The sequence below is a fragment of the Pseudomonas sp. genome (assembly GCF_050739935.1).
GTDB lineage: Bacteria > Pseudomonadota > Gammaproteobacteria > Pseudomonadales > Pseudomonadaceae > Aquipseudomonas.
This window is the reverse complement of the sequence record NZ_JBOICF010000077.1, coordinates 1-22,060: the sequence shown is the minus strand read 5'-3', so window position 1 is coordinate 22,060 and position 22,060 is coordinate 1. Positions and strand designations below refer to the sequence as shown.

The window sequence follows — 22,060 nt, the reverse complement described above, 5'->3', positions numbered from 1 at the left end:
TCAATGCCAGCGCTTTACATCATGATTCCGGTGGCCCTGTTGATCGTGGCGGTGGCGATCTATGTGTTTTTCTGGGCGGTGGACAGTGGCCAGTACGACGACCTGGATGGACCGGCCCATAGCATTCTGTTCGATGATCAGGACCCGAATCATAAAGCGGGTGTGGATGAGGCATCGGGCAAGGATATGCAGAAAACCGAAGAGAAGCCTATCGGGTGAAAAGCTCAGCTTTCGTGGCGCATTCGCTACCCTTTTCGCGAGCAGGCTCGCTCCCACACAGCACGCTAATGGTGCAATACCGGCGCTCAGCAACCATTCGCTGCAGGGGTGAGCTTGCTCACGGCATCCGCACAGACATCCATGAAGCATCAGGCCAACGTCATGATTGACCTGCTTCCCCAAATGCTCTCGGCGTTGATCCTTGGCCTGCTGGGCGGCGGCCATTGTCTGGGCATGTGCGGCGGGCTGATGGGGGCGCTGACCTTGGCCATACCCAGGGAGCAGCGCAGCCGACGCTTACGCTTGCTGCTGGCCTACAACCTCGGGCGAATTTTCAGTTACGCCTGCGCCGGACTTCTGATCGGTCTAGCGGGATGGGCAGTGGCCAACAGTCCGGGGGCGATGTTGTTGCGGGTGCTCGCCGCGTTGCTGTTGATCTGCATGGGGCTGTACCTGGCGGGCTGGTGGAGCGGGTTGACGCGCATCGAAGGGCTGGGACGCGGGTTGTGGCGTTACATCCAGCCGTTGGCCAGCCGGATGCTGCCAGTATCGAACCTGCCCCGGGCGCTGTTGCTCGGCGCGCTGTGGGGCTGGCTGCCGTGCGGGCTGGTCTACAGCACCCTTTTATGGGCCGCAAGCCAGGGCAATGCATTATCCAGCGCGCTGTTGATGCTGGCGTTCGGCATCGGCACCTGGCCGGTTCTGCTGGCTACCGGCCTTGCCGCGGAACACACCACCGCGCTGCTGCGCCGACGCGGCGTACGCATCGCCGGAGGAGTGCTGGTGATCGTTTTTGGCCTGTGGACCTTCCCTGGCCCGCATCAGCATTGGTTGATGGGGCATTGAGGCATGCCGCCGCAATGCATGTGTACGCAACGCCGTTGTAAGCGCGCTGGCAGGCCCAGGAGCAACCCGTATCCCCTGTGGGAGCGAATTCATTCGCGATGGGCTCTGCCAGGCAATAGACATGCATCGACGAAGTAACGCCTCGCGAATGAATTCGCTCCCACAGGGGGGAACAGCGTATAGCCTCCAAACGCCATCAAATCCATTGATACAGATCAAAAACCCCCACTCACCCTCGCTTTAAACTGTCTTACCGCCAGCCTTTTTCGGGAATGCCCGCATGCTCGACGACATTCGTTGGGATTCTGAACTCATCCGCCGCCACGATCTGACAGGACCGCGTTATACGTCCTACCCCACTGCTTTGCAGTTTCATAATCAGGTGGGTGCTTTCGATCTGCTGCACGCGCTGCGTGAAAGCCGCAAGGCCATGCGCCCGTTGTCGCTGTACGTGCACATCCCGTTCTGCGCCAACATTTGCTACTACTGCGCCTGCAATAAAGTCATCACCAAGGACCGGGGCCGCGCGCAGGCCTATCTGCAGCGTCTGCAGCAGGAAATCCAGATGATCGCCTGCCATGTCGATGGCCGTCAGGTCATCGAGCAGTTGCACTTCGGTGGTGGCACGCCGACTTTTCTCAGCCATGTCGAACTGCGTCAGCTGATGTCGCATCTGCGCAAGCATTTCACCCTGATGGACGACCACACCGGCGATTACGGCATCGAAATCGACCCCCGCGAGGCCGACTGGTCGACCATGGGCCTGCTGCGTGAACTGGGCTTCAACCGCGTCAGCCTGGGCGTGCAAGACCTCGACCCCTTGGTGCAGCGCGCCATCAATCGCCTGCAAAGCTTGGACGAAACCCGCGCCATCGTCGAAGCGGCGCGCACCCTGCAATTCCGCTCGGTGAACATCGACCTTATCTACGGCCTGCCGCTGCAGACTCCGGACGGTTTCGCGCGCACCGTGGACGAGGTCATCGCGCTGCAGCCAGATCGTCTGTCGGTGTTCAATTACGCGCATCTGCCCGAGCGCTTCATGCCACAACGGCGCATCGACAACGCGCAGCTGCCCAGCGCCGAACACAAATTGCAGATGCTTCAACGCACCATCGAACAGCTGACCGGCGCAGGCTATCGTTACATCGGCATGGACCATTTCGCCCTGCCCGACGACGATCTGGCAATTGCACAGGAAGAAGGCACGCTGCAACGCAATTTTCAGGGTTACACCACTCACGGCCACTGCGATCTGATCGGTCTGGGCGTGTCGGCCATCAGTCAGGTGGGCGACCTCTACGCACAGAACAGCAGCGATCTGGCCGACTACCAAAGCCTGCTTGGCAGCGATCAACTGGCGACCAAACGCGGGTTGGTGTGCAATGTGGACGATCGCATTCGTCGGGCGGTCATCGCGCAATTGATCTGTCATTGCTCACTGGATTTCGCCACTGTCGAAAACAGGTTCAGTATCGATTTTCGTGGCTATTTCAACGAGATATGGCCCAGGTTGCTGACCATGGCGAAGGAAGGATTGATTCATCTGGACGCCAACGGCATTCGCGTGACACCCGCCGGACGTCTGCTGGTGCGCTCGATCTGCATGGTCTTCGACGCATACCTCGACCTACAAAACCGTCAGAGATTTTCTAGAGTTATCTAGGAAGTTTCCGCAGAAGCGGTAGGAATCATTTTCACGCCATGGAGGGCGCGTGCTAGTCGGAGCTTTAACCCCTGGGTTACCCTTACGACTAATGTGTGTTTTCTTACAAGGAATTACCCGATGTCTGAGCCAGTCAAATTGCGTGCTCACACCCAGGCTCACTGCAAGGATTGCAGCCTGGCCCCGTTGTGCCTCCCGCTTTCATTGAATATGGAAGACATGGACGCTTTGGACGAAATCGTCAAACGTGGCCGTCCGCTGAAGAAAGGCGAGTTTCTGTTTCGTCAGGGCGACGGGTTCGATTCGGTCTATGCCGTGCGCTCCGGCGCCTTGAAGACCTTCAGCCTCAGCGACAGTGGCGAAGAACAGCTCACGGGCTTTCATTTGCCAAGCGAACTGGTCGGCCTGTCGGGCATGGATGCCGAGGCGTATCCGGTTTCCGCCCAAGCCATGGAGACCACGTCGGTATGCGAAATCCCCTTCGAGCGTCTGGACGAACTCTCGGTGCAATTGCCGCAACTACGTCGCCAGTTGATGAGGGTCATGAGTCGGGAAATTCGCGACGATCAGCAAATGATGCTGCTGCTGTCGAAGAAAACCGCTGACGAGCGCATCGCCACTTTTCTGGTCAACCTGTCGGCCCGCTTTCGGGCGCGGGGGTTTTCCGCCAATCAGTTCCGTCTGAGCATGTCGCGCAATGAAATTGGCAACTATCTGGGGCTGGCCGTGGAAACGGTGTCGCGGGTTTTTACGCGCTTCCAGCAGAACGAACTGATCGCCGCCGAAGGCAAGGAAATCCACATCCTGGACCCTATCCAGCTGTGTGCGCTGGCGGGCGGTTCGCTGGAAAGCTGATGCAAGTCAGGGTCGGGCAGGCTTAGACTACGCTCTTTGCGCGTGCTTCCTGCCCAGGACCCTTTTGATGATTTTCGACGAATTCAGCTTTAAATCCCTGATCCGCCCGGTGGTGGACTTCCCTAAGCCCGGCATCATCTTTCGTGACATCACGCCGCTATTCCAGTCGCCCAAGGCCTTGCGCCTGGTGATCGACAGCTTCGTCCAGCGCTATATCGAGTCGGACTTCACCCATGTGGGTGCGATGGATGCGCGTGGATTTCTGATCGGTTCGATCATCGCATATGAACTGAACAAACCGCTGGTACTGTTTCGCAAGCAAGGCAAGCTGCCGGCTGACGTTCTGGCCGAGGGTTACCAGACTGAGTACGGCGAAGCGTTTCTGGAAGTCCACGCCGACAGTCTGTGCGATGGCGACTCGGTGGTGATGTTCGATGACCTGATCGCGACCGGCGGCACCCTGATCGCCGCGGCCAACCTGATCCGTCGCATGGGCGCGAAGGTCCATGAAGCCGCGGCGATCATCGACCTGCCGGAACTCGGCGGCTCGCAACGCCTGGAAGACATGGAAATCCCGACGTTCTGCCTGACGCAGTTTGCGTTGACAGATAAATAGCGCGAAGCCGCGCTCCTGTAGGAGCCGGCTTTCTGGCGAACGCGGGGGGCCAGTCGACAAAGATGTATCTGGTCTTAAGCATTCGCCAGCAAGCCGGCTCCTACAAATATCGGTGTGATCTCAAAGCTTGATCGGCTTACGCCCGGCAAACGAATGCGCCAACGTTCCGCCATCCACCAGCTCCAGCTCGCCACCCAGCGGCACGCCGTGGGCGATGCGGGAAGTGATCAGGCCTTTGTTGTTGAGCAACTGCGCGATGTAATGCGCGGTGGCTTCGCCCTCCACCGTCGGGTTGGTGGCCAGGATCACTTCGGTAAAGGTGCCCTGCTCTTCGATCCGTGCCATCAACTGCGGAATGCCGATCGCCTCAGGCCCCAGGCCGTCGAGCGGCGATAAATGCCCCTTGAGCACGAAATAGCGGCCCCGATAACCGGTCTGCTCGACCGCATAGACGTCCATCGGACCCTCCACCACGCAGAGCAGCGTGTCATCGCGGCGGTTATCTGCGCATTGCGGGCAAAGCTCGTCTTCGGTGAGTGTCCGGCACTGTTTGCAATGACCAACGCCTTCCATGGCCTGGCTCAACGCCTGAGCCAGACGCGAGCCACCGCTGCGATCGCGCTCAAGCAACTGCAACGCCATGCGCTGGGCGGTTTTCTGACCGACGCCAGGCAAAATGCGCAGGGAGTCGATCAATTGGCGAATCAGAGGGCTGAAGCTCATTGAAGAAAAGTCTCACAAAAACACGAGACGCGGTTTATACCCGCGCCTCTGGCAAGCGTCAAATCACCCTTGAGACACCTTGACCACCAGCTTGCCGAAGTTCTTGCCCTCCAGCATGCCGATGAACGCGTCCGGGGCATGTTCCAGCCCGTCGACCACGTCTTCTCGGAACTTGACCTTGCCGTCCTTCACTAGCGGCACCATGGCCTGCATGAATTCTTCCAGGCGATGGTAGTACTCCTCGAAAACGATGAAACCCTGAATCCGCGCGCGTTTGGTCAGCAGTGTGCGCATCAGCAGCGGCAAATGGTTCGGACCCTCCGGCAGGCCTTGTGCGTTGTATTGTGCGATCAGCCCGCAGAGAGGGATCCGGGCGTGCTCATTGAGCAACGGCAACACGGCCTCGAACACCTTGCCACCTACCAGCTCGAAATAGATGTCGATGCCGCTGGGACAGGCCTCGTTGAGTTGTTCGGCAAAATGCTCGCTCTTGTGATCGATGCACGCGTCGAAACCCAACTCGTCCATCACATAGCGACACTTGTCGATGCCGCCGGCAATGCCGACCACGCGCAGCCCATGCAGCTTGGCCACTTGTCCGACCACCGAACCCACGGCACCTGACGCGGCCGCCACCACCAGGGTTTCCCCGGCCTTGGGCTTGCCGATGTCCATTAACCCCATGTATCCGGTGATCCCCGGCATACCGAGCACGCCAACGGCCATCGACGGGCTAGGCAGATCCTTTGGCATCGCCAACAGGTTTTTGCCATCGGAAATGCTGTGGGTCTGCCAGCCAGTCTGACCGACCACCAGATCGCCCTCCTTGAACGTGGGATTGCGCGACTGTTCAACCACACTGACGGCCCCGCCCGCCATCACTGCGTCGATCTCCACCGGCGGCGCGTAGGAAGGCGCATCACTCATGCGACCGCGCATGTAGGGGTCCAGAGAAAGATAAAGCGTGCGCAGTTGAACCTGGCCCTCTTCTAGGTCAGGCAACGCCTCGCGCTCAAGCCGAAAATTCTCCGGTGTCGGTGCGCCCTCGGGGCGGGAGGCAAGGACGATACGTTGGTTGAGGATCAATTCTTGCGACATCGGAGCGGCTCCTTGAATGACTATAAAAAGCAGACCGTGACTGTCGGTGGGCGTTCGGTTGAATGTGGGGAAGCGGTACACACGAATATCAGCAACGGCACGGACTACTGTGGGAGCAAATTCATTCGCAATGGCAGGCACTACTGAAACATCTCTACCGCCCTTGAGATTTTCGCGAATGAATTCGCTCCCACAGGCCATGCGTAAACCGCAGAATCGGTCCACGTCACAAACAAAAATGCCAGGCACGGGGCCTGGCATCGGGTACTACAGCTGACGCACGATCAGAACGGCAGTTTCATACCCGGCGGCAGTTGCATGCCGGCGGTCATGCTGGCGGTCTTTTCCTGGCTCGCGGCTTCGATCTTGCGCACGGCGTCGTTGACGGCGGCAGCGATCAGGTCTTCAAGGATTTCCTTGTCTTCCTGCATCAGGCTGTCATCCAGAGTGACGCGCTTGACGTCATGGCGACCGGTCATCACCACGCTCACCAGGCCTGCGCCCGACTGGCCGGTCACTTCGGCGTTGGCCAACTCTTCCTGCATCTTGGCCATTTTTTCCTGCATTTGCTGGGCCTGCTTCATCAGGCCAGCCATGCCACCTTTCATCATGGGAATACTCCTCGAAAGTCGATGGGGTTATTGCGCGGCGCCAAACCCGCTTGGCGCCTCGCGGTCATTAAGGGGTTACCGGGACGTCCACCGGAGCAATGGTATCTTCGCGGATGCTCGCGCCAAACTGCTGCATCATCTGTTGGATGAACGGATCGCCGTGAATCGCAGCCTCGGCCTCGCGCTGACGATCGGCACGCCGACGCGCAGCCGCCTGGGCCGGGGTTTCCTGTTCGGGCTTGATCAGCTCGATACTCAGATTGATGGTGCGTTCATGGTATTGGTTCAGCGCATCGTTAAGACGACGCTGCTGCGTGGAGTTGAACAGCGCACTGTGGGCCGGATCAAGGTGCAACAGCCAGCTATCGCCCTGTACCGAGATCAGCGTGCAGTTGGCGGCAATGCTGCCGGTCATGCCGGAGATCGGCAGTTTCGGGAACAGCTCCAGCCAGTCCGCGGCCAACCCGGTAGCGGGCTTGGCGGCGGGCAACAGTTCAGGCTCCTTCTCCACCGCCTCGACGGTTTCGTGGGCCAGATCGTCGAGATAGGCGAACGACGCCGGATCAATGTCGACATCCGGTTCGTAATAATCGTCATCTGGCGGGGGCTCGTCGTCACGCTCCATCGGCGCGGGCACATACGGCACCGCCTCAGGCACGTGTTCGAGCATGGCCGGGGTGACCATATCGGCCGCCGCCTGCAGTTGTTCCTGTGACTCGACCTCCGGCGCATCCGGCACGGGGCTGGCCGGCGCCGGGGCAGGCATTGGTGTGAGCTCGGGCTGCTCGGCCACGGTGTCGAGCATTGGCTCCGGGATTTCTTCGGCAACAGGTGCCGGAAAAGGGTCGGGCTCAGGCGCGCTGATCGGCTGCGCAGCCTTGGGCTCGTTCCAGGGCAGGTCGATTTCTTCCGTTGGCGGGGCTGCAGGTGCTTCTTCAGGCGCAGGTGCCGCGACCGGAGCTGCAGCAGCGGGCGCGACCTGCTCGGCGACAGGCAAGGCGGCAACGGGTGAAGCAGCAGGTGATGGCGCAGCAGTGGCCGGAACGTAAGCGGGTGCCGACGCAACAGGCGCTGCACCGGCCACCGTTGTCTGGGAATCAACCGTGGCCGGGTTGATCCCCACCGGCTTTAACGGCCGTCTCGGCGCGTTGTCGTTATCGGCCGGACGGAAGGCCAGCATGCGCAACAGCACCATTTCAAAGCCGCCACGCGGGTCCGGCGCCAGGGGCAGGTCACGACGACCGATGAGCCCCATCTGGTAATAGAATTGCACGTCTTCGGCGGGCAGCGCCTGGGCCAGTGCCAGTACGCGGTCGCGATCACCGTGACCGTTGTCGACGCCTTCGGGTAATGCCTGGGCGATGGCTACGCGGTGCAGCACGTTGAGAATCTCCGACAGCACGCCACTCCAGTCCGGGCCCTGCTCGGCCAGATGGCGAACGGCTTCGAGCAGGGAGCGCGCATCGCCATCGATCAGCGCGGTGAGCACGTCGTAGACCTGGCCGTGATCCAGTGTCCCGAGCATGGCCCGCACATCGGTCGCCAGCACCTTGCCTTCGCCGAACGCGATAGCCTGGTCGGTCAGACTCATGGCGTCACGCATCGAGCCGTCGGCGGCGCGACCGAGCAACCATAACGCGTCGTCTTCGAACGGAATGTTTTCCGCGCCCAGAACGTGGGTCAGATGCTCGACCACACGTTCGGGGGTCATGTTCTTCAGCGAGAATTGCAGACAGCGCGACAGGATGGTCGCTGGCAGTTTCTGCGGATCGGTGGTCGCGAGGATGAATTTGACGTAGGGCGGGGGCTCTTCCAGCGTCTTGAGCAAGGCGTTGAAGGAGTGGCTGGAGAGCATGTGCACTTCGTCGATCAGGTAGACCTTGAAGCGCCCACGGCTCGGCGCGTATTGCACGTTGTCCAGCAGTTCGCGGGTGTCTTCGACCTTAGTGCGGCTCGCGGCGTCGATCTCGATCAGGTCGACGAAACGCCCTTCATCGATCTCCCGGCACACCGAACATTCGCCGCAGGGCGATGACGTGATACCGGTTTCGCAGTTCAGGCACTTGGCGATAATCCGCGCGATGGTGGTCTTGCCGACCCCGCGCGTACCGGTGAACAAATAGGCATGGTGCAAGCGCTGGCTGTCCAGCGCGTTGATCAAGGCCTTGAGCACATGGGTCTGGCCGACCATTTCGCGGAACGAGCGCGGACGCCATTTACGTGCAAGAACCTGATAACTCATTGAAAACCGTCGCGACTGGGTTGCGGAAGACCGCTAATGCTAGCGGAGCGGGGGCAAAATTGCATCCGGGCAATATGGTGGCGCATATAAACAACCTGTTGCCAGACTGCCATCACTGCTCGATCGTGCTGGAATCCACACTGAGCGGCGCCGAATTGAACAGCGCCATGGTCCCCCGCAGACAGACGCCCATGGCCGATCTGAGCGGGGCGCCGATTTTCGTGGAGTGATTGAAGGCGACGCCGCAGATCGCGACCGAGACCTTTTGCAACCTTTGCTCCGTTGACCTGTTGCCGCGACACGTATTCTTTTCAGGACTCCAATCACCCTGCAAGGAAGCAGCAACATGAATGCATCACACCCGGCTTACATACCGAGCGTTCGCAAGACCACGGACCTGTTGGTCGTGCATTGTTCGGCCACCCGCCCCAATCAAGACATCGGCGTAAGGGAGATCACCCAATGGCATCGCCAACGCGGCTTCGATACGGTGGGCTATCACTACGTCATCCGCCGCAACGGCGATGTGGAAACCGGTCGACCGGAAAATGCCATCGGCGCCCACGTCAAAGGACATAATGCCAACTCCATCGGCGTGTGCATGGTAGGTGGCGTGGACGCAGCGGGCAAACCGGCGAACAACTTCACCGCAGCGCAATTCGTTGCCCTGCACGGCTTGCTCGACCAGCTACGCAAGCGCTATCCCGAAGCTCGCATCCTGGGGCATCGGGATCTGTCTCCAGACCGCAACGGCGACGGCATCATCACGCCGAACGAGTTCATCAAGGCCTGTCCGTCATTCGATGTCGCGGCCTGGTTGAAACGCTACTGATACTGGCGCGGTTCTGGCCTCCGCCGACCACACACATTCCATGTGAATGGGTGTGGAACTGTGCATATACAGCGCGTTTTCTCCTGACTAGAGTGACCGCGCCCTACAGCACATCAGGAGAGCGCCATGCCCCAGACACTGAGTTTCCAACAAGTAGACGTCTTTTCCGGCGCCGCCACCGAAGGCAATCCGCTTGCGGTGGTGTTTGCCGCCGATGACCTGACCGACGCGCAGATGGCCGCATTCGCACGCTGGACCAACCTCAGCGAAACCACTTTCCTGCTGAGCCCAACCCACCCTGACGCCGATTACAGCGTGCGTATTTTCACCACCACCCGCGAGTTGCCGTTTGCCGGTCATCCAACGCTGGGCAGCTGTTTCGTCTGGCTCGATAACGGCGGCATCCCCAAGGCCGACGAGATCGTTCAGGAGTGTGGCGTGGGGCTGGTGCGTATTCGCCGCGACGAGTCGGGCCTGGCGTTCTCCGCTCCGCCGTTGTTACGCAGCGGCCCGGTGGAAGCCGAGGTGTTGCACAACATCGCCGCCGGGCTTGGCCTGGCACCCGAGCGCATCGTCGCCAGCCAGTGGGCCGACAATGGTCCGGGGTGGGTCGCGGTCATGCTGGAAAGCCGCGAAGAATTGCTGGCGATCCGCCCTGACTACGTTGCCTTCAAAGGCCTGAATGTAGGCGTCGTCGCACCTTGGACCGGTCCTGACGCCGAGGCGGACTTCGAAGTACGCGCCCTGATCAGTAGCGACAATGGTATCGAAGACCCGGTCACCGGCAGCCTCAACGCCAGCCTCGCCCAGTGGCTGATCGGCGCGGGCCTGGCGCCGAGCAAATACACCGCACGCCAGGGTACCGTGATCGGTCATCGCGGAAGGATCAGCATCGAGCAGATTGGCGAGCGGATCTGGGTCGGGGGTGATGTGCAGAAATGCGTGGAGGGTAGTGTCACGCTGTAACTCTCCAGCGAATGCCGACCCGTTATCGGCGAGGTCGGCCATTTCACACTTCCGTCAGGTGCTGGCGGGGACCACCGTATCCCTCAGTTGTATGTCACTGGCCTCTTTCGGCAAGCGCAGGGTCAACCCCGCCAGCAGCACTGCGACCAGGCCAATGGCGATGTATACCCCCACGAACGAGCCGTTGAAACTGGCCAGCACTGCGCCGCTGAAGTTGCCGATCATCCCACCCACGCCCTGAAGAATGTTGGCGACGCCGAAGATGGTGACGGCCAATGCCGCGCTGCCGACCATTTTCGACACATACGCGGGGATCAGGCCGAAGATGGGATAGAACGCCAGGGCGAACAGCACCCCCGCCACCAGCGGCCAGTAACCCGCAGGATGAGTGACGAGGATCAGCGCAGCGAGGGCTACGCAGCCGTAGACCAGCATCATCGCTATGCGCAGCCCGATGCGGTCAGACAGCCAACCGACCGCGAGGCCGGCGAACATGCCGACGAAACCGATGCTGGCCCAGATTTGCGCGGTGTAGGTCACGTCGAAACCCAACTCTGTGCGCAGGTAGGAGGACAGGTAGTTCTGAAAAGGAAAGGTCGAGAAGCCCAGCAGGAAATTCATCATCCATACCGTCAGCACCCAAGGCTGCATCAGTGCGGTTTTGCCGACCTTGGTTGTCGGATCATCGGTTGTTGTGGAGTCAGTGTTGATGACGAACAACGCTGCCCGCTTGAACACCACCACCACGCCAATCGCCATGGCCACGGTGATCAGGCCGACAATCCACCAGACCATGCGCCATTCACCCTGTGGTGCGTAGAGCGGCACCAGCAGACTGTTGACGAACACGCCGTAACTGGTGCCGCTGGACACCAGTCCCATGGCCATGCCCCGATATTTGAAGGCGACCGTGCGCGAGATCACGTCCACCATGGGTACGAACACCGTGGCCGCGGTGCCCGCCAATACCGTGAGCAGCGCGCCGATCAGCAGGATATCGTGGGTCAGCGGGATCAGCAGCAGGGCCGTCGCGCAGACTACCCCCGAGCCAAAGATCACCCAGCCGCCGCCGACTCGCGGTGTGATCCAGGCCGCCAGCAGTGCGCACAGCAGAAACCCGAACTGCCCTGCCGCCGTGATGCTGCCGACGTAGGAGATGTCGAAACCGAGGCTGGCACGCATGTCCGGCACCAACTGCGCAAACAGGTAGATACCGAAACCGAACGTTGCGGCCACCAGGCCGGTCAGCAACACCACAATCAGAGCATTAATACGCATCGTCAGCTTCCTTTCTGGGGTGAGTGAGGGAAAAGCCTTACGCAGATTGCGCTGCGGTGATCAGCTCTGCCGCCAAGTCTTTGGCTATCAGAAATACGCTGTCATCGTTTTCGAGAGCTCCGGTGAGAAACGCTCCCTCAAGCAGCATGAATATTCGTCTCACCAACGTCTGCGGATTTGACAGGCCGGCTGCCTCGGCCAAGTCCAGCAGATGCCTTTTCACACCGCGCTTATGCCGGTCAACCGCCAGGCGCACCGGATGCGTACGGTCGGGGAACTCGGCTGCGGAGTTCACGTAAGGGCAACCCCGCCATCCGCCCTCGCGAAGCCATTGCTGGTGCAGGTCGAATAACCCCAGCAATTGCGCTGCGGGGGACTCATTGGACGCCAGCGTCTGCTGCACTGCGGCGTCCCAACGCTCGTTGCGCTTGTCGAGAAACGCTACGATCAGTTCGTCTTTCGAAGCGAAGTGCGCGTAGAGCGTCATCTTCGATACGCCAGCGAATTCTGCGACAGCGGCAATCCCCGTGGCATTGATACCGTCGCGAAAGAACAGCGCGGAGGCAGCGTCGATCAGGCGTTGGTGGTTGGCACTGAAATCCCGAGGGGTCGGCATTGGCTCAATCCTGACTGGCATATGTACTGACCGGTAAGGATAGATAAATAGTCAAATCTTGCCATTCGCTGCTTGGTCCACGCGACGGACGGCGAAAAGGCGGGTTGGATTTATCGGCAGGGAAAGGCGTTCTTCAGCGCCGAGACGACGAGCACAGATTCATTCAGGTGCAGGCTCTGCGGATGCTCTTCGAGCGACTGAACCACAATGCGCATCGACTGGATCATCGGAATTCCGCCTTCGGGCACGCAGACCAGTTCGGGCGTGCCACCGGCTTCGTGAACGAGGTCAAGGGTGTCGATGGTCGCTTGCAGCACCCCGACGCAGTGACCGATACCCAGCGGGTTTTTAGCCGCACCGCCGCTCATGCTGTTGATACCGTCCTGGCATTCGAGCAACAACTTGTTGCCGTCGGCCATGGCGGCAGCGCTGAAGCACAAGGCGAGTGCCGTTGAGCACAGGATTGTCTTGGCCATGATTGAGCTATCCCCCATCGTCCTACGCCTCTATAGCAGTCCGGCTTGCCGGCGCAGGCGGGCTTGAAATAGCTGCCGCGGGCAAGCCGTGCCGCTTGGATGTTGTCTCGGTGCCAAGGAAAAATACCAAGGCTCATACAAGTGCTGCGTAGCTGTAGGAGCCGGCTTGCTGGCGAACGCGGTATATCGGTCAAATCTACAACAATGCCTGACACAGCCAGTTCGCCAGCAAGCCGGCTCCTACAGAGTCAGGCGGCGCCTAGAAGAACGTCACCGCCAACGGAGTATCTACAGGGGCTTGCATAGAGCACCATGAGGCACGCGATCCAGGCCGCTATCGCAACCACAATTCCTTTACCGAATGATCCGCCGTCTTGCGCACCACCAGGCTCGCACGTTCACGGGTTGGCAGAATGTTTTCCAGCAGGTTCGGCCGGTTGATGTCACGCCAGATCTTGCGTGCAGCCTCCGGGGATTTTTCCGGCGGCAGATCGGCCAGCTCCCGGAAATAGGCGCCGCGTGCGCGAAACGCAGTGCGTTGCAGCATCAGGAAACGCTCGACATACCAACGCTCGATGTCACCCTCGTCAGCGTCCAGATAGATCGAGAAATCGAAGAAGTCCGACACGATGCTCCCAGGCTTCTGACCATCGTTGCCTGCGGTCTGCAGCACGTTCAGCCCTTCGAAAATCAGGATGTCCGGTTGACTGATCTGCAGGAATTTATCCGGCACGATGTCGTAACTGATGTGTGAATAGACCGGCGCGCTGATGACGGCGACACCTGCCTTGAGATCGGACAGAAACTTGACCATGCGCTTGCGATCGTAGCTTTCCGGAAAGCCTTTGCGATGCATGATGCCGCCAGCATCGAGCTTGGCATTGGGATGCAGGAATCCGTCGGTAGTGACCAGATCGACCCGCGGATGATCCGGCCAGCGCGCCATCAACGCCTGCAACACACGGGCAAACGTGCTTTTGCCTACCGCGACACTGCCAGCGACTGCGACCACGTATGTCTGTCGCTTCGCAGGCCGACCGAGGAAAGTGTCCTTGATGCTGGCCAGGTTGCGCGCGGCGCTGACGTGCAGATTGATTAAGCGCGACAGGGGGAGATAGATGTTGACGACATCTTCCAGAGAAATATCTTCGTTTACGCCTCGTAACGCCGCCAGATCTTCTTCGGATAAAGTCAGTGGCGTGCTGGCGCGCAGCCCCGCCCACTCTGCGCTGGTCATTACGAGATAGTCATCAGGCGCCATCTATAGCCTTCCAATCCAGGTGTCCGTATCGACAATGGTGCGAAGACTATCGTATTGACCCAAAAGCGGGGCAGATTTCTTTGATTTGCCACGCATTATTGGCGCAGCTGACGTTGAGCCGGTGCCGGGGAATGCGCCAGATCAGGCGTCTGAGAAAACGACTGCCTTACGCGATCCGGTACTAGATGATGACCACTCAGCAAATACTCGCAGGGGTTTCGCAGCCTGAAACCTAAGGACACGACGGCCCATCCTTGAAATGTCATGGACCTGGAGAATTCATCTCAAATAAATGGAACTCCATCGGACGTGGTGGTGACAAATAGCCACCAAAACCGACGCTCCCAGAGGCGCTTCCCCATGCGGATTGAATCCTTGGCTTTCCGACTACTCGCTACGCTTGCTGATGAAGCCGTTTCAAGAATCAATCCGCTGGATTTCACGGCGCTGCTTTATCTACGCGATCAGGGATATGCCGCCGTGTCGATCAAGGATGGATGCGTGGTGGCAGAGCGGACGCCTGCAGGGAAACAGTTTGCGAGCGATCATGCAGGCGGCAGTGCGCACCTTCGTCGCTGAGTCGGCTGGGGCGCCTTTTATGGCGAGAACAAGCTACCTCGCGAGTACGGAAAAAAAGCGCCGTCAGTAGCCATGAGACTCACGGTATTTCTGATACCGGTGGTAGTCGATCCACTCCACCACATCGTAAGGAACATAGAGCTGCCGTCTCGCCCGAGAAATAGCTATATATACCGCGCAAATGCGTTGGTCGAACTCGTAGGCGTCCTTGAATTTCACGTTGGTCAGTAACTCAGGCGTCAGCAGCACCTGATCGAACTCCATCCCCCCCGCCTCCTGCGCCAGCACCAGAATGCAGCGCTTGCCAATAACGCCCAACGTCCTGTTCAAGCGGGAAACATCGGCCATATTGAAGCCCCTTTCCAGCTGGGCCTCGACCCAAAGAAACGACTCGTCGAACCGATTGGCGTCACGTACCTGCTGCCAGTCTGTCAAGTCGCTGAAAAAAGGATGCAGTCCCTGTGCGCTGCGCTCCGGCGAGTAGAAGTTTGGTTTGAACAAACCGACGGCAGTGGTCATGAAGTGTTCGAGGTCTTTCTGCGCCGCATGGTCCAGGTAGCCAAACGGGCAATTGGCCGCTTGCAATTCGATGGCCCATTTCATGCTGTCCCAACGTGATGCGGTCAGCACCACGCAGCCTTCCGGCGGCACGAAACCTTGCGGGTACTCTTCAATGCTGACGTCCGCATCACGCGAACCTTCGAATGGAACCTTGCCTTTCTCCGAGTGCTGGAAGATCAACGGATTGACTATGCGCTCGACATTGCGGCCAGATCGGACGGAATAGCTGATGTCGGTCTGACGGATCTCCCGCTTGCGTTTGACCATCCCGCCGCTGGCCCGCTGATACTCGTCTCCCAAGGTAATCAACACCTGGCGACCGCCCTCGATGATCTGCAGCAGCGAGGCCGGAATATCTTGGCTTTCATCAATGAGGATGTGCGTATAGCGGGCCGGGATCACACAGCCTGCGAGGCTGGCGCGTTTTATCATCGACAACGCCTCGAATCCGGTCTGAGCGCCCCAGGCCGGGTTCGCCTCCAGATAAACCCAGAGCCGGCTTGAGTACTCCAGAATCACCTGGACATCCACTGCGGCCAGGGGCAGCTTGAAATGGGGCAGATGTTTGCTCGAAAGACTGTGATCCCGAGACTGACAGTAGCGCTCGAGTACATTCAGGCAGATTTCCAGCGTCGCCAGCGCGCCATGATCGCGAAAGCCGAAAACGTTCAGTTCCTGCGCCAAAGCCTGTTTGCTCAGCCCCTTACCCGTTGCGCGCTCGGGCTCAAACAGAGGACCGCCCAATAGCGCTTGGGCAAAGGCCTTGAAAGTCGAGCCAGGTTGCCTGTCCTTGTCATGCGTGCCTTTTAAACGCTTGCGCAGAGCACCGAGCTTGCCGGGCGTTCGCGCCAACAAAAGCGTCCTCTCGGGACGCAGGCACTCCAACAACACCCCCAACAGGTGGCTTTTGCCGATACCTGCATAACCCTGAACATGCAGATCTTCATCCAGATTGGCGCGGAAAGTCCTGACCAGTTTGTCCTGCGCCGTACTCAACCAGCGCTCACGATGCCGCCGCGTGACCATCTGCTCGCTAAACGGATCATTGCTCCGGTGATGACGAATCTTGTATCCGACATCCCATTTCCCATCGGGCAACAAATAATCCCTGGCCGACACCTCCTCGGCCAGCAGCAGACGCACGTTCAGGCCTTTGATGGCGTTGAGGCCGAAGTACAACTTGCGCGCGTCGAACAGTCGGCGCGCTTCCGATAATAAGCTTGTGGAGGAAGAAGAGCGGGTGTCGACAGACCACGCAATAAGCCTGCTCAGAATTTTTTCGGCTGCGTCGCAAGTCAGGTCTTTTTCTGACGCCTGCGCCAGATTCTGGATGACCAGAACCGCTGCCAGCTCTGTGTCCGTCAAATCATCGAGAACTGCCGTACCGGCTTTAAGGTTCTCGCAGGTTTCAGCGGTGACAGGCAGGAAAACCGGGCTGGACAGATCAAAGTGTTCCGGGCGCATACAGCCTCACAGCCATGAAAAAGCAAGCGACGGGGTCACTCGTGACCCCGGTCGTCATTTGGTCCAAAATCGTCATATTCATACTCGTCCTCCCAAGAGGTCGAGCGGGACGCCGGCTCGTCATCAACGCGCACAGCCTCCTTTCTGGTGGACGAAGAGTGACGAACGTCGTTGAGCCAGCCCAACTCGACGAGTCTTGCCCTGATTTGATCAACGGGAACATCCAGGCTTGCACTTAGATCGGCAACTATCCTGTAAGCCGTGTCAATGTTGTAGTGCTGGTCGTCGACATAGATCATCCCGTGCCCACGCCATTTGACATCGTAAAGCTCAAGCAAAGGCACCAACTGTTTTGCCAGCGTTTCACGCACCATCCACGGTGCAGCCTGTCCTTCGCTTGCCTCACTCATGACCTGCCTCGTCATTAATGCCGAGTTCGAAGTGGTAGTCACCCAAGGTGCCTGACATGGCTCCGGGATATTTCCGGCGCTCACTCCCAACCTTGCCGTCGGCCATATCGATCTGCCTGTTCATTTCGTAGATAGCGATATCGAGCAATTTACGCAGGTCATCAGCGTTATTTGCCGTGATTTTCAGTTGAAGATCGAGTGTGCTTGCACCCAAGCGAGATGAACGCTGCGCAGTTTCCGATGACTCGTTCGGCGCGCTCTTCTCGGGCACATCCGCGCTCTTGCTGAACGTCGCGCCAGCCAGAATCGCAGCATGCTCGTCATCCATAAGGTCCAGCACCCGCGAAAGCTCAAGGGTCTGGTCGGGATGCGACTGCATCCGGTCCTTGATCTCCAGGCGACGCATCTGCCACTCCCGGATTTTTTCCTGGGTGATGTCGTCAATTTTGTCCACTTGCTCCACCTCGCAATGCCAGGCACGCAAGTATGCCACTCTTCAACGATGAGGCTGAAAAGTCATGAAGGCGCGAACGGAAAAGGCTGTCACGAAGTGGGGATTTGTTGCTTGAGAACCCTAGCGCAGCAAGGGATCAAAGATAGGAGGCAACCCCACCAGCCACACCCCGGCACACAATGTTCCCGCTGTGGCTGCTTCCTTCCGGATCTGACCAGGTTCACGGGTAATCGTTGCGGGGGGACCGATGGGGTCACCATAACGACACTCGCCAGTCGGCGAGCCGCGCCATTGTACCGGTCTGGCGCGAAGTTACAACCTCTGGTGCCAGATAAAAAATTTGATAGCGCTCAAGCACTTGTGCAGTGCCAGAGGAGTCGGGCTGTTCGGCGATATCGAGGCATCAGCAGCCACCAGACTCTGGACATAAGGGCCAAGGACTGGGCAAGGTGGCGCTCATGGAAAGTACATTGATGAAATACGAGGCATTATCTGCCTCGCAGCGCTCGCAGGTGCAGCAGATCGAACTGCTGGACGAGCAGAAAACAACCTTCGGCGATATTCACGGCGCCTTGCATGGGCTCACCGCTCGCCCTTTCCCTGATATCCAGGGTTACGTGCTGCTGGTGGAAGACGTCCCGAGGGGTTTTTTTCTGCTGAAGCGCCGGACGCTGTTGCCAGCTTGGGCACAGGGTCGGACCGCGACGTTGCACGCGCTGATTATCGATCACCGCTATCAAGGGCTCGGGCTGGGGCATACGTGCTTGCGGTTGCTGCCAACGGTGGTGTCGGACCTATGGCCAGAGATCGAGCAATTGATGCTGACGGTGCATCCCACAAACCACGCGGCTCTGGCGCTTTATCAGGCCGCGGGCTGGGCGTTCAGCGACGATACGGTCATAGCGGCAGCGGGTTTCGAGCGGCGGATGGTCCGCAGATTGCCCTGACATTGTTTTGACCGGCCTTCAGCCCTTCAGCCGCCCAGCGCCCGCAATTGCCTGACCTTATTGTTGCGTTCGCCATTCATCCAGTGCTCCAGCGCGCTGGCGGTCATGGGACGCGCGACCAGGTAGCCCTGCACTTCATGGCAGCCGAGCTGGCAGAGGATTTGATAGACGCCTTCGGTCTCCGCCCCTTCTGCCACCACACGGTAGCCGAGCCGTCGGGCCAGATCGACGATAGCTTCGACCAGTCGACGATCCTTTTCATTGGCTTCCAGGTTTTCCACGAGCGATTTGTCGAGCTTGACCGTGGTGGCCGGCAATTGACGCAGGTAGGTCCAGTTGCTGTAACCGGTGCCGAAGTCGTCGATCGCGATGTCGACGTTCAGCGCGCGCAGGCGTTCGAGTTGCTGCCGTGTAATGTCGGGGTTGTCGCAAAGCGCGCTTTCGGTGAATTCGAGCTCGAAGCGGCCTGGATCCAGTCCGCTGATCGCCAACTGCTCGAACAAGGCATCGCTGAATTGCGAATTGGCAAGGTCGATGGCAGAAACGTTCATCGCCACTTTGAAGGCGTAGCCCTGCTGTTGCCAGGTTCTTGCCTGAGCGACCGCATGGCGTAGCACCCACAGGCTCAACGAGCGAATCAGCGCGGTTTTTTCCGCCAATGGGATGAACTCGGCCGGACTGATCGGCCCCAGCACCGGATGTTGCCAGCGCAACAGTGCTTCGACGGTGACGATGCGGCCGGTGCTCACCTCCAGCCTCGGTTGAAACACCAACGAGAGCTGATCCTGGCTGCGCACCGCTTCGGCCAGCGACGCCAGCAGCAGAAACGCGCGCTGCTGGGCAAAGTCCAGGTGTGGCTCGTACCAGCGCCAGCCAGTGGCCTTGCCCCGTGCCTCGTCCGCAGCGCTGACCACCAGCCGAATCCAGTCCTTCTCATCACTACGCCCCAGCCCCAACGGCAGCACGCCAATGCCCAAGTCCATCTGGATCGGGATGTTGCGGCAGATCAGGGGCCGTTGGAAATGTGCGATCAGCTTGCGAAACAGTTGCTCGGCCTGCTCCGGGCCGTCGTGCCGCGTGAGCAGCGCTATGCGGGTCGGGCTGACCTTGTACAGCGCGGTATCGGCGGGCAACTGCTCGCGGCAGGCATCGATCATGCTGCGCACCAGTTCCTGGGCGAAGCTATAGCCCAGCGCCTTGACGATGCTGTCGAGAAAAACCGGGTTGACCATGTCCAGCGCCACCAGCGCGTGATCGTCACGGTCAGCCAGGGCAATGATGTCTTCTTCCAGACGCAGCCGGTTAAACAGCCCTGTCGGCTGATCGACATAGCTGGCCTTGCGCAGGTTGTTTAAGCGTTTCATCACCAGCTTGCCATACATCTCAAGCATGGTGACGTCACGGGCATCGAGCGGCAGGCGGGTATTGCTGTCGATGATGCACAGCGTGCCCAAGGCGAGGCCATCGGCGGTCACCAGGGGCACGCCGGCATAGAAACGAATGTGCGGCTCGCCCACCACCAGCGGGTTGTCTTTGAAACGCTGGTCAAGGCGCGCATCAGCGACCTGAAACACTTCGTGGCTGAGGATCGAATAGGCGCAGAAAGATATTTCCCGTGGCGTCTCGCGCTCGTCAAGACCGGTGCCCGCGCGAAACCATTGCCGGTGCTCGCTGACAATCGAGACCAGAGCGATGGGCACATCGAAGTAATGGGTAACCATATCAACGATGTGATCCAGCACTTCATCGGAGGCCGAATCGAGAAGACCCATATGAGTGATACGGGAAAGCCGGGAGGCCTCGTTCAATGGTATTGGTGCGCTATTGGCCATTTGCGGATCCCTGTGCAACTGCTTTTCGCCAGTAGTATCAAAACGATATTGTTGGGGAAAATAGCATTAGATCCAGGCCCTTGCAGGCACTCGCAGACCGGCGGCGATGACAGATCCGCGGTCGCGAAGTTGCAGAAAACAGCCTCTGCATTCCAATCGAATGGATCACTGCACCTGCAGCACTTCATCCGCCTTGCCGCCCGCGTCTTGTATCACCAGATGAATGAAATGCAGCTTGGTAATCACCGCGGGTGGCAACACGAATGGATAAAAATCTGGCTGACCCATGGCACGCGAAAGTTCGTTGAGCATGCCCGCCAGTTCGATCCAGGCGTTGACGAATGCGAGGAACGCCGGCCCACCCGGATGCTGCGGATCATAGAGGGTGTTCAGCTCGAATGGCTGATAGTCGAGGTCCATGTCGCGGGCACTCATGCCCAGGCTCAGGGCGGTATCGACCGCATCCATCATGTGCAGGTAGTGCGCCCAGGTTTCGGCCCAGTCTTCCCATGGGTGCATGGTCGCGTAGGCGCTGACATAAGTCTGCTGCCAGTCCGCCGGGGCACCGTGCTGATAATGATGGTCGAGAGCGTCGGCGTAGCTGGCGCGGTCATCGCCGAACAGATTGCGGAAGCCATCTTGCCAGTAGGTGTTGGCGATCAGACGATCCCAATAGTAATGCCCTACCTCATGACGGAAATGTCCGAGCAACGTGCGATAAGGTTCATGCATCTGCACGCGAACTTTCTCACGGATGGCGTCGTCCCCTTCTTCAACGTTGAGGGTGATCAGGCCATTCGCATGGCCGGTAGTGGGCAGGTTGCCTTGCAGGTCGACGCCGAGAAACTCGAACGCCAGGCCGCGCTCTTCGTCGGCACTCTTGGCAATGACAGGCAACCCAAGGGTAATCAGCTGCGCGATCATGCGACGCTTGGCGGTTTCGATCTTGAGCCAGCGTTCAGGATTTTCCGGGATGGACAGGTCCGGGATGGTCCGGTTGAGGCTACAGGCGACACAGAATTCTCCGGCATTGTGCTCAGGAAAAATCCAATTGCAGGCAGCGGGCGTGTCGAGATTGGCGCAACGGCGGTAAAGCCCCGCCTGCGGTTCGTCGCTCAAACGCCACGTATTGAGATCCGGGCCAGGTTCCAGGGCGGCAATCTTGCTCTGTTCGGGGAGATAACCCAGTGCAGCCGAGCATGCCAGGCATTGGCTGTTGCGGAAGAACACTGACTGGCCACAGCGGCATTGCCAGACCTTGCTGTTACGCTTGCTCTCACCGACGAAAGGCGCCGCGATCCTTGTGCTGAGTTGTTCGAAGAACTGGAACATGGTGATCTCCTGAATGGGCTGCAAGCACTAGATCACTGCGTGGTTGCAGGGGTTCCAGATATTTTTTTCAGGGTTGTAACTGTGCTGGAAACGGCGTGATGGCTGTCGGTAATTAGCCTCAATTGTAGGAGTCGCTGCTGGCGAACCGCGTTGGGTCAGTAAACGCATAGGTATCTGAC

Annotated in this window: 23 protein-coding genes and 1 other RNA gene; 9 read left to right on the top strand and 15 right to left on the bottom strand. The window is 59.2% G+C overall.

Going from position 1 to position 22,060, the window contains the following annotated elements; translation table 11 throughout:
- Nucleotides 1–3 precede the first annotated feature (3 nt).
- The 5 genes from ccoS to ACRER8_RS15385 all read left to right on the top strand — a co-directional run bounded on the left by ccoS (nt 4) and on the right by ACRER8_RS15385 (nt 4,199).
- Entirely contained in the window at nt 4–219 is a 216-nt protein-coding gene (gene ccoS / locus ACRER8_RS15405; protein ID WP_431747098.1) for a cbb3-type cytochrome oxidase assembly protein CcoS, read from the top strand.
- A 162-nt stretch (nt 220–381) separates the two neighbouring features.
- Nucleotides 382–1,065 carry a sulfite exporter TauE/SafE family protein gene (locus ACRER8_RS15400; RefSeq protein ID WP_431747097.1) on the top strand — a complete coding sequence of 228 codons (684 nt, stop codon included), beginning with the start codon at nt 382–384 and terminating at the stop codon, nt 1,063–1,065.
- 280 nt (nt 1,066–1,345) lie between these two features.
- Nucleotides 1,346–2,728 carry an oxygen-independent coproporphyrinogen III oxidase gene (gene hemN, locus ACRER8_RS15395; RefSeq protein WP_431747096.1) on the top strand — a complete coding sequence of 461 codons (1,383 nt, stop codon included), beginning with the start codon at nt 1,346–1,348 and terminating at the stop codon, nt 2,726–2,728.
- A gap of 120 nt (nt 2,729–2,848) precedes the next feature.
- Nucleotides 2,849–3,583 (top strand): fumarate/nitrate reduction transcriptional regulator Fnr, encoded by a 735-nt coding sequence (gene fnr, locus ACRER8_RS15390; protein WP_404630786.1) that lies wholly within the window; start codon nt 2,849–2,851, stop codon nt 3,581–3,583.
- A gap of 67 nt (nt 3,584–3,650) precedes the next feature.
- Nucleotides 3,651–4,199 (top strand): adenine phosphoribosyltransferase, encoded by a 549-nt coding sequence (locus tag ACRER8_RS15385; protein ID WP_431747095.1) that lies wholly within the window; start codon nt 3,651–3,653, stop codon nt 4,197–4,199.
- Between the two features lie 120 nt (nt 4,200–4,319).
- Here the strand turns inward: ACRER8_RS15385 and recR are convergent, their stop codons facing one another.
- From recR to ACRER8_RS15360, 5 genes are all read right to left on the bottom strand, one after another.
- Nucleotides 4,320–4,922 carry a recombination mediator RecR gene (recR, locus tag ACRER8_RS15380; RefSeq protein ID WP_431747094.1) on the bottom strand — a complete coding sequence of 201 codons (603 nt, stop codon included), beginning with the start codon at nt 4,920–4,922 and terminating at the stop codon, nt 4,320–4,322.
- A 63-nt stretch (nt 4,923–4,985) separates the two neighbouring features.
- Entirely contained in the window at nt 4,986–6,020 is a 1,035-nt protein-coding gene (locus ACRER8_RS15375) for an NADP-dependent oxidoreductase (protein WP_431747093.1), read from the bottom strand.
- Between the two features lie 284 nt (nt 6,021–6,304).
- Complete coding sequence (locus ACRER8_RS15370) at nt 6,305–6,631, bottom strand: YbaB/EbfC family nucleoid-associated protein (protein ID WP_110947173.1); 327 nt, start codon at nt 6,629–6,631, stop codon at nt 6,305–6,307.
- A 67-nt stretch (nt 6,632–6,698) separates the two neighbouring features.
- The gene (gene dnaX, locus ACRER8_RS15365; RefSeq protein ID WP_431747092.1) at nt 6,699–8,873 is read right to left on the bottom strand and encodes a DNA polymerase III subunit gamma/tau; all 2,175 of its coding nucleotides are present in this window, start codon (nt 8,871–8,873) and stop codon (nt 6,699–6,701) included.
- A gap of 112 nt (nt 8,874–8,985) precedes the next feature.
- Nucleotides 8,986–9,144 (bottom strand): hypothetical protein, encoded by a 159-nt coding sequence (locus tag ACRER8_RS15360; RefSeq protein ID WP_431747091.1) that lies wholly within the window; start codon nt 9,142–9,144, stop codon nt 8,986–8,988.
- Between the two features lie 75 nt (nt 9,145–9,219).
- On the opposite strand from ACRER8_RS15360, the gene ACRER8_RS15355 reads away from it, so the two are divergent.
- Nucleotides 9,220–9,705, top strand: coding sequence for an N-acetylmuramoyl-L-alanine amidase (locus ACRER8_RS15355; protein WP_431747090.1), 486 nt, complete (start codon nt 9,220–9,222; stop codon nt 9,703–9,705).
- A 126-nt stretch (nt 9,706–9,831) separates the two neighbouring features.
- Complete coding sequence (locus ACRER8_RS15350) at nt 9,832–10,671, top strand: PhzF family phenazine biosynthesis protein (protein ID WP_431747089.1); 840 nt, start codon at nt 9,832–9,834, stop codon at nt 10,669–10,671.
- 54 nt (nt 10,672–10,725) lie between these two features.
- Here ACRER8_RS15350 and ACRER8_RS15345 read toward each other — a convergent pair whose 3' ends face one another.
- The 4 genes from ACRER8_RS15345 to coaA all read right to left on the bottom strand — a co-directional run bounded on the left by ACRER8_RS15345 (nt 10,726) and on the right by coaA (nt 14,278).
- Complete coding sequence (locus tag ACRER8_RS15345; RefSeq protein ID WP_431747088.1) at nt 10,726–11,949, bottom strand: MFS transporter; 1,224 nt, start codon at nt 11,947–11,949, stop codon at nt 10,726–10,728.
- Nucleotides 11,950–11,986: 37 nt separating this feature from the next.
- Nucleotides 11,987–12,565, bottom strand: a complete 579-nt coding sequence (locus ACRER8_RS15340; RefSeq protein ID WP_431747087.1) for a TetR/AcrR family transcriptional regulator — start codon at nt 12,563–12,565, stop codon at nt 11,987–11,989.
- Between the two features lie 110 nt (nt 12,566–12,675).
- Nucleotides 12,676–13,041: a Rap1a/Tai family immunity protein gene (locus ACRER8_RS15335; protein ID WP_431747086.1), complete on the bottom strand. Its 366-nt coding sequence runs from the start codon at nt 13,039–13,041 to the stop codon at nt 12,676–12,678.
- 334 nt (nt 13,042–13,375) lie between these two features.
- On the bottom strand, nt 13,376–14,278 hold the full coding sequence (gene coaA / locus ACRER8_RS15330) for a type I pantothenate kinase (RefSeq protein WP_431747085.1): 903 nt from the start codon (nt 14,276–14,278) through the stop codon (nt 13,376–13,378).
- A gap of 384 nt (nt 14,279–14,662) precedes the next feature.
- Between coaA and ACRER8_RS15325 the strand changes: the two genes are divergently transcribed.
- Entirely contained in the window at nt 14,663–14,881 is a 219-nt protein-coding gene (locus tag ACRER8_RS15325; RefSeq protein WP_431747084.1) for a hypothetical protein, read from the top strand.
- Between the two features lie 63 nt (nt 14,882–14,944).
- Here the strand turns inward: ACRER8_RS15325 and ACRER8_RS15320 are convergent, their stop codons facing one another.
- From ACRER8_RS15320 to ffs, 4 genes are all read right to left on the bottom strand, one after another.
- Nucleotides 14,945–16,906, bottom strand: coding sequence for a hypothetical protein (locus ACRER8_RS15320; RefSeq protein ID WP_431747083.1), 1,962 nt, complete (start codon nt 16,904–16,906; stop codon nt 14,945–14,947).
- A gap of 35 nt (nt 16,907–16,941) precedes the next feature.
- Nucleotides 16,942–17,316 (bottom strand): hypothetical protein, encoded by a 375-nt coding sequence (locus ACRER8_RS15315; protein ID WP_431747082.1) that lies wholly within the window; start codon nt 17,314–17,316, stop codon nt 16,942–16,944.
- Nucleotides 17,309–17,809, bottom strand: coding sequence for a hypothetical protein (locus ACRER8_RS15310; protein ID WP_431747081.1), 501 nt, complete (start codon nt 17,807–17,809; stop codon nt 17,309–17,311). Before ACRER8_RS15310 ends, ACRER8_RS15315 begins: the two co-directional genes overlap by 8 nt.
- Nucleotides 17,810–17,923: 114 nt before the next feature.
- An RNA gene (ffs, locus tag ACRER8_RS15305) (signal recognition particle sRNA small type) lies at nt 17,924–18,020 on the bottom strand.
- Between the two features lie 208 nt (nt 18,021–18,228).
- Here ffs and ACRER8_RS15300 point away from each other — a divergent pair.
- Nucleotides 18,229–18,717, top strand: coding sequence for a GNAT family N-acetyltransferase (locus ACRER8_RS15300; RefSeq protein ID WP_431747080.1), 489 nt, complete (start codon nt 18,229–18,231; stop codon nt 18,715–18,717).
- A 26-nt stretch (nt 18,718–18,743) separates the two neighbouring features.
- On the opposite strand, the gene ACRER8_RS15295 is transcribed toward ACRER8_RS15300, so the two are convergent.
- Entirely contained in the window at nt 18,744–20,549 is a 1,806-nt protein-coding gene (locus ACRER8_RS15295) for a putative bifunctional diguanylate cyclase/phosphodiesterase (protein WP_431747079.1), read from the bottom strand.
- A gap of 165 nt (nt 20,550–20,714) precedes the next feature.
- Nucleotides 20,715–21,881: a zinc-binding metallopeptidase family protein gene (locus ACRER8_RS15290; protein ID WP_431747078.1), complete on the bottom strand. Its 1,167-nt coding sequence runs from the start codon at nt 21,879–21,881 to the stop codon at nt 20,715–20,717.
- Nucleotides 21,882–22,060 lie beyond the last annotated feature (179 nt).